9 protein-coding genes are annotated in these 14,499 nt (G+C 70.6%); 8 read left to right on the top strand and 1 reads right to left on the bottom strand.

Going from position 1 to position 14,499, the window contains the following annotated elements; all coding sequences use genetic code 11:
* The first annotated feature begins 525 nt into the window (after positions 1-525).
* The 8 genes from AB0M01_RS20735 (at position 526) to AB0M01_RS20700 (ending at position 13,617) form a co-directional block, all read left to right on the top strand.
* Positions 526-3,198: a type 2 lanthipeptide synthetase LanM family protein gene (locus tag AB0M01_RS20735; protein WP_363672530.1), complete on the top strand. Its 2,673-nt coding sequence runs from the start codon at positions 526-528 to the stop codon at positions 3,196-3,198.
* Positions 3,199-3,249: 51 nt separating this feature from the next.
* Entirely contained in the window at positions 3,250-3,441 is a 192-nt protein-coding gene (locus tag AB0M01_RS20730) for a hypothetical protein (RefSeq protein ID WP_363671768.1), read from the top strand.
* Between the two features lie 73 nt (positions 3,442-3,514).
* Positions 3,515-6,439, top strand: coding sequence for an AAA family ATPase (locus tag AB0M01_RS20725; protein ID WP_363671766.1), 2,925 nt, complete (start codon positions 3,515-3,517; stop codon positions 6,437-6,439).
* A gap of 176 nt (positions 6,440-6,615) precedes the next feature.
* Positions 6,616-7,845 carry an ROK family transcriptional regulator gene (locus tag AB0M01_RS20720; RefSeq protein ID WP_363671764.1) on the top strand — a complete coding sequence of 410 codons (1,230 nt, stop codon included), beginning with the start codon at positions 6,616-6,618 and terminating at the stop codon, positions 7,843-7,845.
* Positions 7,846-7,864: 19 nt separating this feature from the next.
* Positions 7,865-8,350, top strand: a complete 486-nt coding sequence (locus AB0M01_RS20715) for a TspO/MBR family protein (RefSeq protein ID WP_363671762.1) — start codon at positions 7,865-7,867, stop codon at positions 8,348-8,350.
* A 30-nt stretch (positions 8,351-8,380) separates the two neighbouring features.
* The gene (gene lysX / locus AB0M01_RS20710) at positions 8,381-11,716 is read left to right on the top strand and encodes a bifunctional lysylphosphatidylglycerol synthetase/lysine--tRNA ligase LysX (protein ID WP_363671760.1); all 3,336 of its coding nucleotides are present in this window, start codon (positions 8,381-8,383) and stop codon (positions 11,714-11,716) included.
* Between the two features lie 68 nt (positions 11,717-11,784).
* A complete protein-coding gene (locus AB0M01_RS20705; protein WP_363671758.1) occupies positions 11,785-12,720 on the top strand; it encodes a hypothetical protein in 936 nt (311 codons plus the stop codon).
* Positions 12,721-12,756: 36 nt separating this feature from the next.
* Positions 12,757-13,617, top strand: coding sequence for an alpha/beta fold hydrolase (locus AB0M01_RS20700; RefSeq protein ID WP_363671756.1), 861 nt, complete (start codon positions 12,757-12,759; stop codon positions 13,615-13,617).
* Here AB0M01_RS20700 and AB0M01_RS20695 read toward each other — a convergent pair.
* A complete protein-coding gene (locus AB0M01_RS20695; protein ID WP_363671754.1) occupies positions 13,580-14,425 on the bottom strand; it encodes a helix-turn-helix transcriptional regulator in 846 nt (281 codons plus the stop codon). The two genes, AB0M01_RS20700 and AB0M01_RS20695, sit on opposite strands and share 38 nt — an antisense overlap.
* Positions 14,426-14,499 lie beyond the last annotated feature (74 nt).

Raw genomic sequence — 14,499 nt, 5'->3', positions numbered from 1 at the left:
TTCCTCGCCCGCGACCCCGGCCAAAGATGGGGGCCCACGGCACTTGTCCGTCCCCTGACCGCTCAGGCATCGTTCTCGGCGTTCCAGCAGATCGACACCGGGAGGCCCGCCACGACCACACCGAGCAGCGGGGGCCGCTGACGGCCGCCCGCCACCCATGAATTCCTGAACCGGAAAGCCTTCCACCAGAGGCCCACCGGTACAGGCGCTGCTGCCGCGGGGCGGTCGTCCCCCAGTCACCGTCCCGCGGACAGCTGCAAAACAAGCGTTTGCGGGACACGTAGGCCGAAGCGAACGCTTGCGGAAATATGGGGGACGCATACCCATGTCTTCCCGCCTGCCTGCTGCCACGCTGTCGGCGTGCTCGACTCAGCGGCGGCGACGAACCGGCCCACAGCCTGGTGGTCGGAAGGTCTCGGTACCCACGAGACCTGTTCGCGGACGCCGGCCTGGGCGGAGTTCATCGAGCGCAGCACGTCGGTGGAAACCTCGCCCGTCTCAGCACACGGAGACTGGCAGCAGACCATGATCCGCTGCCTCGACCCACTGATCACAGCGGCCCGAGCCGACCTGCAAGCCGCTGGTCACACCGGCCCGGTCGCCGAACAGTTCCTCGGACGGCTGGGACTTCGGCTGCTCAAACTGGCGGCCCGCACCTTGGTCCTGGAACTGAACCGCGCGCGGGAGCGCGGCGACCTGACCGGCGCGACCCCCGCAGAGCGATTTCTGGACTTCACCCACCGGCTCGTAGGAGGGAGCGAGCTGGCGGAGTTCCTGGCCGCGTACCCAGTACTGGCCCGCGTTCTGGGCGAGGCGTGCCGACAATCCGTCGAGGGCCACCTCGAGCTTCTGGCTCGCCTCGCCGAGGACCGCAGTCTGCTGGTCACAGAGCTCTTCGGTGGCGTGGACCCCGGACCGCTGACAGGTGTCGAACCCGGCGGCGACCTCCACCACGGTGGCCGGTGCACCACCACGCTCACCTTCGCCGACAACCGGCGGGTCGTCTACAAGCCGCGTTCCCTCGAACTGCACGGGCACTTCAACGACCTCGTGAGGTGGCTCAACGACCGGACCGGCCTCGCGATCCGAGTGGTTCGGCTCGTCTCGCGTGACGGGTATGGCTGGGCCGAGCACATCGACTACCACCCCTGTACCGACCTCGCCGGGGTGAGCCGGTTCTACCGGCGGCAAGGCGCTCTGCTGGCGCTGCTGTACGTGCTCGACGGAACCGACATGCACTACGAGAACCTGATCGCGGCCGGAGACCAGCCGGTCCTCGTTGACGTCGAAACGCTGTTCCATCCGAACACGGCGGTGCAGACATCCATCGGTATCGACCCGGCGCACGCGGCACTGCGCGATTCCGTCTACCGAACGGCCTTGCTGCCCCTCCTGCTCGCCGGTGAGCACGGCATCGTGGACCTGTCCGGGCTGGGCGGCGACGCGGACAACCTCGCACCCCACAGCGTCGTCGACTGGGCCGACGCGGGGCTGGACACAATGCGACTCATCCGCCGGGTCGCGCGAACTCGCGGCGGCCGGAACCGTCCCTACATCGACGGTGCGGCAGCCGAACCTCGCGACCACGAGGTCGGCATCGCGACCGGGTTCCGGCTGGCCTACGGCACCATCGCCCGGGACCGGGACGATCTGCTCGCCCCCGACGGTCCGATCCAGCGCTGCGCGGAGGACGAGGTTCGGTACGTCGCCAGGCCGACCCGCGTCTACACCGGTCTGCTGGACGAGGCGACTCACCCCAAGGCTCTCCGGACCGCGGACAGCCGCGAAGCCTGGCTCGAACTGCTCTGGGAGACCGACAGCACGACGCAGCGCCTGGTTCCCTACGAGCTGGCCGACCTTCGCGCCGGCGACGTGCCGCTGTTCCTCACTCGGCCGGGCAGCACCGACGTCTGGTCCGCCGGCGGAACAAGGATCCCCAGCCTGTTCTCCGAAAGTGGACTGGACCGGGTGCGGGCCAAGATCACTGCGCTCAATGAGGTCGACCAACACCGGCAGCTGTGGATCATCTCCGCCTCGCTGGCGACCCGTCCGGGGCCGGTGGTGCACGTGGCCCGGCAATCGCGTCCTGGTCTCGGCACCACAGAGGCGGATCCGGAACAGCTGCTCGCCTCGGCGACCGACATCGCGGACGAGATCGTCGCTCAAGCTGTCGGAAACGCCGACGGCCAGGTGAACTGGCTCGGCCTCGAACTGCTTGACGACCACCACTGGGCGGTGCTCCCGATGGGCGCGGGCCTCACCAGCGGCTACCTGGGCACCGCCGTGTTCCTCGCGCAGGTCGGTCGACTGACCGGCGCTTCCAAGTACGGCGAACTGGCGTGGGACGCGATCCAGCCACTCCCAGGTCTGCTGGAGTCGCTCCGTGACGACCCGGCCGCCGTCCAGGCGATCGGCGTCGGCATGCATGGGCTCGGCGGCATCGGCTACGGCCTGCACCGGCTGGCCCACCTGCTCGACGACTCGGCACCAGATGCCTGGCTGGCCGACGTACTGGAACTCTGCGATGGAGTCGACCCTGACGCTGCATTCCCCAGTTTCGTCGACGGAGCTGCCGGCGGACTCGCCGCGATGCAAGCGCTTGAAGGCTGTCCGGGCGCTGCGGCACTCGCGGCGGAGTACGCCGATCACCTCGCGACCGTGGTCGAGGCCGCCTCGAACGAGGAAGCACCAGCCGACCAACTCGGATTCTCCCGTGGATACCTGGGGATCGCCTGGGCTCTGAGCCGTTACCGATCTGCCGATCCGCGGCATCGCGCGGCAGCTCTCGCCGCCGCTGAGCTCGGCGGCGACACCAGCACGGCCGGCTGGTGTTCCGGCCGGGCCGGCACAATTCTCGCGCGCTGGTCGGCCGGTCTTCCGGTCGACGTCGACAACTACCTCGAAACGCACCGGAACCGTCCACTGCTGGACGACCTCAGCTTGTGCCACGGCGAGCTCGGTGCCGTCGAGCCGCTGTTGTGGCTACTCCCGCAGTACCCGGCCGCGGAGGCGGCCCGGCGGCGCCGGGCAGGGATGGTGCTCACAGCTCTGGCCCACCACGGCCCGCGCTGTGGCACCCCGGGATCGGTTCCGTCGTCCGGGCTGCTCAGTGGGCTGTCCGGAATCGGATACGGCCTGTTGCGGCTGGGTTTTCACCGCCAGGTTCCTTCGTTCCTCTTCCCACACCCGATTGTCTGACGGCGTCCACCCTTTCGCCGATCAGCCGAACCATCCCGATAGGAGAGCACCATGACCGCCCATGACGACCACGAACACCGCCCGGAAACCGACGAAGCCGACCCGATCGGCGCACCGCTGCCGCCGGCCCGCAGCCGGGTCGGCTCCCGCGCCATGGCGCTGATCGGCCTGGTCGGAATGGGGGCGATCGGGCTCGCCGCGGCGACCGATGTGTGCAGTACCTGGCCGACCCTGGAGCAGTGACGACGGGGCGGGCCGGCAACGAACCTGCCGATTCTCCTGCGGCCTGGCCCGTCCGTCGTTAAAGTTGGCAAGCATGCAGACCCGCGCGTCAAATCTGGTCGGCAGGGACGGGGAGATCGACCATCTCCACCACCTGCTGACCGCGACGCGTGAGGGCCACGGCGGGACGTCTTTCCTCGTCGGTGAACCCGGCATCGGAAAGAGCCGCCTGTCCGCGGTTGCCACCACGATCGCACTCGACACCGGCATGCTCACCTTGCGTGGCCGTGTCGGTGCGCTCGGTACTCTAGTCCCTTTCCGGCCCTTCACGGAAGCGTTCCTGTCACTGATTCGCAGGGGCGAGATGCCACCGCCGGAGGGTCTCGGTGCTTACCGGCAGGTGCTCGGCAGGGTGATCCCCGACTGGAGTGACACAGCGGCACCGCAAGCCACTGGGTCTCCGGTCATCCTCGGAGAGGCGGTGCTTCGCCTGCTCGAACTCGTCGGCCGCGAGAACGGGTGCCTTCTGGTCCTGGAGGACCTGCACAGCGCCGACCCGGAAACCCTGGCCGTCCTGGAGTACCTGGTCGACAGCGTGGGTGACAGCCCGGTGGCGCTGGTCGCGACGTTGCGCTCGGAGGAGTGCGCGGCGCGCGAGCTCGCCCAGATCGCCGCCCAGCGGGGAACGGCCGACCTCGTCGAACTCCATCCTCTCGACCGCGACCAGGTCGGGCAGTTGATCGGCGACTGCCTGGAGGCCGCGCCGAGCGATGTGCCGGACGTACTGGTCGACCGCTTGTGGCAGGACAGCGCCGGCGTTCCCCTCGTCGTCGAAGAACTTCTCCAGGAAGCGACGCGTTCAGGCCAGCTGGTCTCAGCGCCGAACGGCAGCATCGAGGTGGTGGAGGGGCTTCGGACCGCCGTACCGGGATCCATCGTGCGCAGCGTCACCAGCAGGATCGAGAAGCTCGGCCCAGAGTCTCGCGATCTCCTCGTCCTGGCAGCGGTGATCGGCCACCGGTTCCCGTTGAGTGTGGTCCGGCGAGCAACGGACACCGACGAACGGTTGCTGCTGGCCACCTTGCGGGCCGGGCTGGCGGCCCAGCTGGTCGGCCCCGACGAACCGGTCCCGGACTGGTACGCGTTCCGGCACCCGCTGACCGCGGAGGCGCTGCTCGCCGGAATCACACCGACCGAGCGTGGCCTCCTGGCTCGTCGCTGCGCGGACGCGATCGAGGAACTGCACCCCGGCCTGCCCGGCGAGTGGTGCACGATGGTCGCCGAACTGGCCGAGACCGGTGGAGATCTGCTCCGGGCCGGGCGACTGTTCGCTTCGGCCGGGCAGCGATCCTTCGACACCGGGTCGATGGAGTCGGCCGTCAAACTGCTGGAGCGGGCGACGACATTGCTCGAGTCCGACCCGGACACCGGACACCGGGCCGACATTCTCGGTTCGTTGCTGATCGCCCTGAGCGAGACCGGACAGTTCGAGAACAGTGCGGCCCACGCAGCGACGATCGAACAGATGGCCTACCGCAATCTGGACAGTCGCAAGGTGGCGTCGCTGTACGTGCAACTGGCCAACTTCGAGCACATGGCCGGCCGTTGGGCAGCCGCTCTGACCCACGTCGCCACAGCCAGGTCATTGCTGGGCAGTGACGCGGGCGATGCCGACTTCGCCCCGGTCGACGCGATCGCCGCCCACCTCGAACTGGCGCGGACGAGCCCTGGCCGGATCAAGTCCGCGACGGCGTTGGCCTCGCGAGCCGCGGAGGCCGCCGAACGGGCCGACCTTCCGGCTGTCGCCTGCGACGCGCTGCAACTCCTGGGCATCCTCTCCCGGGAGAAGGACCTGGATCAGTCGATCGAGTACTTCCACCGGGCCCGACAGGTCGCCGAGCTCAACAACCTGACGTTCCAGCGGGTCTGCTCGCACATCTTCCAGGCGGGCTCGATCCTGCTCGCGACCGGAAGCCTGGTCGAGCTCGAGCGCGCCCGCCAGCAGGCGATGGGGATCGGTGCCATCTCGCTGGCCTACGAGGTGGACGGCACCATCGCGCAGGCTCTCGTGATGCGCTCGGAGCACGAGCGAGCCGGCCGGTTGATCGACGAGTGCCTGGATTTCACCCGGCGGGTCCGGATCGGGCGGTCGGCGACCTACTTCCTGGCCACGAAGGCGATGCTCGAGGCTCACCAGGGTCACCGGGCTGCGATGGAGGCGGCGCTCACGGAAGCTTCGTCGTGGGGCGGCGAGCGGGCGTCGTACGAGCTGCCGTACTCCTACGGGCTGGCGCGCACGTTCTGCGCGCTGCTGGAGGAGAACCGAGAGCTGGCCGAGTCAGAGATGGCGCAGGCCCTCGCGTACGACGCGCAGAACCCGACGACCTTCCACACCTCCGGCAAGAACGGCCTCGGACTGCTGCTCGGCGTACTGTCTGGCCGGAACGGCTGGGAACACCTGAAGGTCGTGAATGCGACCTCCGCCAGCCGGATGCGGTGGAACAAGCAGTTCGTTCACCTCTCGCACGCGATCCTGCTCGGCCGGTCCGGTCAGGGCGACGAGGCCGCGGAGCAGATTGCCGAGGCACTGACGACCTCGGAGATCTACCCGATGGCTCGACACCTCGGGTTGCGGCTGGTCGCCGAGGCCGCCTGGACGGATGGCTGGGGTACGCCGGTCGACTGGTTGCGGCAGGCCGAGAACTGGTTCCACCAGGCTGAGATCTCGCCCGTTGCCAGTGCCTGTCGCAGTCAGTTGCGGCAGTGGGGCGAGACGGTTCCGCAGCGGCGCAGCGGATCCGAGCAAGTTCCGGCCGACCTCCGCAAACTCGGCATCACCACCCGCGAGTACGAGGTCTGCCTCCTCCTCGTCGATCGCATCGGGAACAAGTCCATCGCGTCGCGTCTGCACATCTCGCCCCGTACCGTGGAGAAGCACGTGGCGAGTTTGATGACGAAGACCCGGCAGCCGGATCGGGAGGCGCTGAGTAGTTTTGCGCGGACGGTGTTGCAGGACTGATCCCGGGTGGCGCGCGTGTGCTCGGGCGTGTTGGCGCCGGACAGTGATAGTTGTCGAGGCACGGACCCGGGTGAACCGCCCACGCCGGGGACGAGCGGCGCGCGGCATTCCGCTGGATAATTTATGAACGCTCGCTTTCTATATAGGATGGGCGAGTGGCAGGCAAGGGGTCGGACATGAGCAAGGGAACGGTCGGCGGCGGCGGTACGACGATGCTGCGGCGGATCAACGTCGCTGCGGTGCTGGACGCTGTCCGGCGCTCGGCGCCCGCGCCGCTGCGGGTGGCAGAGCTGGTCGAGCGGACCGGGCTGGCCAGGCCCACGGTCGCGCAGGCCGTGGACGAACTGCTCGACGCGGGCTGGCTGCAGCAGCACGGGCCGGACTCGGCGGACCGGTCGCTGGGGCGGCCGGCGATCCGGGTGTCGTTGCGTGGGCGGGCGGCGCCGGTGCTCGGGCTCGACGTCGGGCCGCACCGGGTCACCGTGGGCGTCTCCGACCTGGCCGGCCGCAAGCTCTCCCTCGTACGCCGGTCCGGCCCGGGCTGGACGGCCCAGGAGCTGCTCGGGGTCATCAGTGAGGTGATCACCGAGGCGCTGGCCGAGGCGGAGGTGCCGGCCGAGGACGTCGCGGCGGCGGTCGCGGCGAGCCCGGGCATCGTGGACGAGCACACCGGGCGGGTCCAGCTGGTCCCGTCGGTGCCGGGCTGGTCCTCGATCGACCTGGTCAAGCACGTGCGCTCCCTGCTCGACTGCCCGGTCATGCTCGACAACGACGCGAACCTGGCGGCTCTGGCGATCGCCGCGGCCCGGGGTGGTACCGGCACGCTGCTGGCCGTGCAGTGGGGTGAGCGGCTCGGTGCCGGCATCGTGATCGACGGGCGGCTGCACCGGGGTACGGGTGCGGCCGGTGAGATCGGGTTCATCGCCACCGCTCCCGACGACGTGATCAACCCCGAGGACAGCCGCGGGCCGCTGGAGCGGGCTGTGGGCTCCGAGGCGATCGCCGCGCTCGGGCGGCAGGCCGTGCTCGACAACCCGGAGTCCCGGCTCGCGGAGCTCGGTCGCGACCAGCTCGACACGGCTGACGTGTTCGCCGCGGCTGCTGAGCGCGACCCGGTGGCGCAGGCCGTGGTGCAGCAGGTCGCCCGCGACTTCGCTCGCGCGCTGGCGCCCGCCGTACTGGTGCTGGACCCGACGGCCGTCGTCATCGGTGGTGGTGTCGCCCGGGCCGGTGCGGTCCTGCTGGACGCGATCTCCGACCAGCTGCGGCTGCTGACGCTCAACCACCCGAAGCTGGAGCTGTCCGCGCTGGCTGAGGACGCGGTGGTCACTGGTGCCATGCGGATGGCGCTGGACGAGGTGTGGCAGCGCAAGCTCCCGACACCGGCGCTGACCACCACTGCATAGCCCCGGGCACTGGTCCGGTATGAGCACCTGGACCGAGCACCGCCCAGTCCGCAGCGCGGCCGTACTAGCCATCAACCTGGCAGCCGTAGCCGCCGCCGCGCTGATCGGTGCCCTGGGCGTCCAGGGCACCACTGAGCAGTACGCCGAGCTGCAGCAACCCGACTGGGCCCCACCGAGCTGGCTGTTCGGCCCGGTCTGGACCGTGCTCTACGTGATGATCGCCGTCAGCGGCTGGCTCGTGTGGCGCAAGACCGGCTGGTCGGAGCAGCTCGTTCCGTACGCCGTACAGCTGGTCCTCAACGCGATCTGGACCCCGCTGTTCTTCGGCGCGAACGCCACCGGCCTCGCGCTCGTGGAGATCGTCCTGCTGTGGGCGGCGATCGCCTGGACGGTCATCACCTTCCGAAGGGTCAGCCGGCCGGCCACCTGGCTGCTGGCGCCGTACTGGGCCTGGGTGACGTTCGCCGCCGCGCTCAACGGCTCCATCTGGTGGCTGAACCGCTGAGTACGGAGCTCGCAGTGGGATGATCACTGCGTGTCAGGGCAGCAGGCCGTACCGAAGTGGCAGCAACGGGCGGCGGTATGGGTCGGCCGGGTCGTCGTCACGGCGGCCGTCTGGTCGTTCGTCGCGGTGCCGCTGCACCTGATCGCCCCCGAGGTGGTCAGGCACGTCGAGGGCGTCATCGACTTCGCCGGGATCCCGGCCGGGCACACGTTCCTGTCCGCGGTCTACCTGGCCGTCGTCGGCAGCGCGCTGCTGCGCGGCAAGCGGGCCGCGCTGCTCTGGGTGCTGTGGGTCTTCGAGGGCCTGACGCTGCTCACCTCGATCGCCGCGCTCGGCTTCATCAGCGTGCAGATCGCGAACCCCAACGACCCGGACCTGATCGCCGAGTTCGGGCGGGCGTCGTACGAGGACCTGGAGCTCGGGATCGCCCGGGTGGTGGTCCCGATCCTCATGATCGTGCTGCTGTGGAAGATCCGGGACAGCTTCCCGGCCCGGCTCGCGCCCGGTAGCCGGCGGCTGGCGATCGGCGTGATGGTGTCCGGGCTGCTGATCTCGATCGCGGTCAGCGTCACGCTCACCCAGGTCTTCCCGCGCACCCTGCAGGGACAGCGGGAGAAGATCGGCTGGGCGGTGTTCTCCGCGTTCGGCCAGAGCCGCGCGCGGATGGGCTCCGGGCACGAAGGGCACGCCTGGGTCGCGCTGACCGTCGGCTTCCTGTCCGCCGCGACCTTGGTGATCGCGTTCTGGATCTTCCTCCGCTCGGTCCGCCGGGTCCGCTACCTGAGCCAGCCCGAGGAGCTCGAGGTCCGCCGCCTCCTGCTCCAGTACGGCGAACGCGACAGCCTCGGCTACTTCGCGACCCGGCGCGACAAGGCCGTCGTCTTCTCCCCCGACCGCGACGCCGCGATCGCGTACCGGGTGGTGAACGGCGTCAGCCTGGCCAGCGGCGACCCGCTCGGCGACCCGGCGGCCTGGCCGGGCGCGATCCGGACCTGGCTGACCGAGACCCGCACGTACGGCTGGTCCCCCGCGGTCCTGTCGGCGAGCGAGGAGGCGGCGCACGCGTACGTCGACGCGGGTCTGCGCGCGCTGGCGATGGGCGACGAGGCGATCATCGACGTCGCCGACTTCACCCTCGAGGGCCGCACGATGCGGCCGGTCCGGCAGGCCGTCACCCGCGCGCAGCGCGCCGGGTACCACGCGCAGGTCGTGCGGCACGGCGACCTGCCGGACGCCGACCTCGCCCAGTACGTCGAACTGGCGGAGAAGTGGCGCGGGGCCAGGACCGAGCGCGGCTTCTCGATGGCGCTCGGCCGGCTCGGCGACACCGCCGACGCGCGCTGCGTGATGGTGGTCGCGCGGGACGCCGAGGGCGTCGTACGGGGGTTGCTGTCGTTCGCGCCGTGGGGTGTGCGCGGGGTGTCGCTCGACCTGATGCGGCGTGATCCGGAGTCGGTCAACGGGCTGATGGAGTTCATGGTCGCCTCGCTGGTCGACGCCTGCGGCGACCTCGGCGTACACCGGATCTCGCTGAACTTCGCGATGTTCCGGGAGATCTTCAGCGACGCCGAGCGGGTCGGCGCGGGCCCGGTGCTGCGGCTGACCAACGCGCTGCTGACCGCGGCGTCGCGCTTCTGGCAGCTGGAGAGTCTCTACCAGTCCAACGAGAAGTACCTGCCGCGCTGGTCGCCGCGGCTGATCTGCTACTCGCGCGGCGCCTCGCTCGCCTCGGTCCTGCTCGCGGCCGGGACCGCCGAGGGCTTCCTGCCGGCGCCGCGGCCGTGGACCCGGGTCGACGCCAGCACCAGCACGGACCGGCACGCGATCGCGGTCGGTGACAGCGGCGAGTTCGCCAACACCGTCAGGGATCTGGAGAACGAACTGCTCCGGCCCGCGCTGCCGGACCGCAAGCTCACCGAGCAGGAGCGCGTACGCCGGACCAAGCTCGCCGAGATGGTTGCTGCAGGCATCGACCCGTACCCGGTCACGGTCCCCCGCACCGAGACCCTGGAACGCATCCGCGCGCTGCACCAGAACCTCCCACCCGACCACCGCACCGGCCACCAGGTTTCGGTCACCGGCCGCGTCGTCCGGCTGCGCAACCACGGCGGGCTGGCGTTCGCCGAGCTACAGGACGGGCTGACCCAGCTGCAGGTGATGCTCACCGGCAGCCCGAAGAACTGGAACCGCTGGGTCGACATCGGCGACCACGTCAGCGTCACCGGCGAGGTCGTGACGAGCCGCCGCGGCGAGCTGTCGGTGGCGGCGACCGAGTGGACGATGGCGGCCAAGTGCCTGCACCCGTTGCCGGACAAGCGCAAGGGGTTCACCGATCCGGAGGCGCGGGTCCGGCAGCGGCACCTCGACCTGGTGATGAACCCGGAGTCGCTGCGGATGCTGCAGTACCGGAGTACCGCCGTACGGGCGTTGCGGCAGGGGTTCGAGGCGCGCGGCTTCACCGAGGTCGAGACGCCGATGCTGCAGGCGGTGCACGGCGGCGCGAACGCGCGGCCGTTCGTCACCCACATCAACGCCTACGACACCGAGCTGTTCCTGCGGATCGCGCCCGAGCTGTTCCTGAAGCGGCTCGGCGTCGGCGGCCTGGGCAAGATCTTCGAGCTGAACCGCAACTTCCGCAACGAGGGCGCGGACGCGACGCACAACCCGGAGTTCACCTCGGTCGAGGCCTACCAGCCGTACGCCGACTACCACGTGATGCGCGAGCTGACCCGCGAACTGCTGCTGGAGGCGGCGACCGCGGTGTTCGGCAAACCGGTCGTGCAGCGCGACGGTGAGGAGCTCGACATCTCGGGCGACTGGCCGGTCGTCACCGTGCACGACGCGGTCAGCCGGGCGACGGGCGTCGAGCTCGACTCCTCGACACCGGTCACGCACCTGCGCGCGGTCTGCGCGAAGCACGGCGTCAAGGCGGGCTTCGAGCTGTCGGCCGGCGAGCTGGTCCTGGAGCTGTACGACGAGCTGGTCGAGCCGCGCACGATGCTGCCGACCTTCTACACCGACTTCCCCCTCGAGACCTCGCCGCTGACCCGCGTGCACCGCACCGACCCGCGGCTGGCCGAGCGCTGGGACCTGGTCGCGTTCGGCGCCGAGATCGGTACGGCGTACTCGGAGCTGGTGGACCCGGTCGAGCAGCGCCGCCGGCTGACCGAGCAGTCGCTGAAGGCCGCCGCGGGCGACCCCGAGGCGATGTCGCTCGACGAGGACTTCCTGGCCGCGCTGGAGTACGCGCTGCCGCCGACCGGCGGGCTCGGGCTGGGTGTCGACCGGATCGTGATGATGCTGACCGGGCAGAACATCCGGGCCACCCTCGCCTTCCCGTTCGTGCGCCCCGCGCCGCGGAGCTGATGCACGAGGACCCGTGCGGCCCCTACGCTTGAGTCTCGAGGGGTTCTAGGGGCCTGGGGGCGGGACGAATGAACAAGCTGGTCTCTGTGGTGCTCGGGGTGGCACTGATCGGTACGGCGGCAGCCTGCGGTGACACCGCGGCGCCCGACGCCGAGACGTCGCCGGTGGCGACGAGCAGTACGACGACGACGGCTGCGCCTGCTCCGCCGCCGAAACCGGCCGGGCCGCTGACGGGCGCGCAGTACCAGGCCCAGCTCACCAAGCTCGACCAGCAGCTCGCCACCGACGTCCGCGGGCTGACCGGCGCGAAGAGCGCGGACAATCTCGCCGACGCGATGGACACGCTGGCCGAGTCGCTGAACTCGACCGCCGCCGAGCTGGCGCTGCTGAAGGTCCAGCCGAACATCGCCGCCGCGCACCGGACCCTGCAGACCCGGCTCCGCGCCGCCGCGGCGTCGCTGACCGGGCCGCAGTCCGACAACGTCGACACGAACGCCAAGTGCGGCGGCGTCGTCTACACCTCGCAAACCGTGCAGCGGAAGCTGACCGCCGACCTGACCGGCGCGATCGCGCCGCTCGGCCGGTTCGGGCTGAAGTTCGGCACCACACTGCCCGACGTCGGCCCGGCACCGACCGGTCAGCGCCCGTCGAACGGCGACGTCCTGGTCCGCTCCGGCGCCCGCGGCTCCGGCCGCCTCCAGGTCACCAACGGCACCGCCGAGGACGTCGCAGTCTCGATCGTCACCGACGGCAAACCACCGACCGCACCGCACCTGATGGTCTACGTCCAGGCCCGCAAGACCGCCACCATCAACCGGATCGGCGGCAAGTACCACGTCTACTTCAAGAGCGGCACCGACTGGAACCCACAGCGCCGCCAGTTCAGCGCCGGCTGCACGTTCTCCAAGTTCGACGACGGCTTCGGCCGCAACGAGGGCTGGAAGATCGACCTCCAGCCCACCGCCCTCGGCAACGCCTCGACCAGCGACGTGGACGCGTTCTGACGAGGTACGTGACATCGGTCGTGTCACGATGGAGGTATGAGCGCAACGGCGAGCCTCACCGTGGGTGGGGTCGAGGGGGTGCAGGTCGCGTACGAGCGGCAGGGGGTGGGGCCGCCGCTTCTGCTGCTGCACGGGATCGGGCATCATCGGCAGGCCTGGGCGCCGGTGGTGGAGCGGTTGGCGGGGAAGCGGGACGTGGTGGCGATCGACTTTCCGGGGTTCGGGGAGTCGCCTGATGTGCCGGCGGCGCTGCCGGACGAGTTGGACACGTTCGCTGCGGTGCTGGACGCGTTCTGCCGGGAGCTGGGGATCGAGCGGCCGCACGTCGCGGGGAACTCGATGGGTGGGATGGTCGCGCTGCGGCTCGGTCAGCTCGGGCTGGCGCGGTCGGTGACGGCGCTGTCGCCCGCGGGGTTCTGGACGCCGCGGCAGCGCACCTGGGCGCTCAACGTGCTGACCGGCATGCGCCGGGTCACCCAGCGCACCCCCGAGCCGACCCTCCGCCGGATGGCCCGTACGCCGGCCGGCCGCCGCGTGATGACCGGGATGATCTACCACCACCCCGCGCAACGCACCCCCGAGGCCGTGTACGCCGAGAGCCTGTCGCTCCGCGACGGCCCGGCGTTCGACCGCGTCGCCGCCTACGCGCGCCGCGGCACGGTGTTCGAGGGCGACGTCCCCGGCGTACCGGTCACGATCGCCTGGGGGACCCACGACCGGATCCTCCCGCGCAGCCAGGCGCTCCGCGCCCACCACCAGATCCCGCAGGCCCGCATCGTCTCGCTGGCCGGCTGCGGTCACATCCCGATGAACGACGCCCCGGGCCTGGTCGCCCACATCCTGCTGCAGGGCAGCTCAGCTAGAGCGACTGCAGCCCCAGGACCGACAGGAGCCTGAGCTTCTCGGCCGCCTCGGAGTTCGGCGGAGCCGTGTAGACGACGATCCGCAGGTCGCTGCCGGGCACGGTGAGGACGTCGCAGTCGAGCAGGATCGGGCCGAGCTCGGGGTGCTCGACCGTCTTGTGGTCGGTGCCGTGGAAACCGATCTGGTGGTCGTCCCACGCGGTCGCGAACTCGGCGCTGAGCGCGCGCAGGTCGGCCACCATCGCGTGCAGCTCGGCGTCCTTCGGGTAGCGGGTGACGGCGGCCCGCAGGTCGGTGACCAGCGCGATCGTGAACCGCTCGGCCTGCTCGGGGGTCTGCCGGACCCGCCCGTACCCCGACGGAAGTTCCTGCTCGCCGGCGAAGCGCCGCCAGATCAGGTTGCGCTGCCGGCCGCGCAGCGCGGACGGGTCGCCGAGCATCGCGGCCCACAGCGAGTTCCAGCTGATCATCGTCCACGACGCGTCGGACACGCTCAGCGGCGCGCCCTCGAGCTGGTCGACCAGCCGCTGCACACCGGGCGGGATGTACGCCGAGATCCGCCCGGGCGCGGGCGGCGCCTGACCGGCCAGGACGAAGAGGTGGTCGCGCTCGGCGTCCCCCAGCCGCAGCGCGCGGGCCAGCGCGGTCAGGACCTGCGGCGACGGCGCCGACGACCGGCCCTGCTCCAGCCGTACGACGTAGTCGACCGACAGCCCGGCGAGCATCGCGAGCTCCTCGCGCCGCAGCCCGGGCGCCCGCCGTACGCCGTTCGCGGGCAGGCCGGCCTCGGCCGGGCTGACCCGGTCGCGCCAGGCGTGCAGGGTCTTGCCGAACTCGGACACCGGTCCAGTATCGCGCCGCGGCCGGAGTACAGCCTGGTACTGCCGTTCCCCAGGCTGTCGCGGGTACTGCCTGT

Origin of the sequence: Kribbella sp. NPDC051770 (genome assembly GCF_040681455.1) — a bacterium.
Taxonomy (GTDB): domain Bacteria; phylum Actinomycetota; class Actinomycetes; order Propionibacteriales; family Kribbellaceae; genus Kribbella.
The sequence above is the reverse complement of the archived record's forward strand: the minus strand, read 5'-3'. Positions and strand labels throughout refer to the sequence as shown.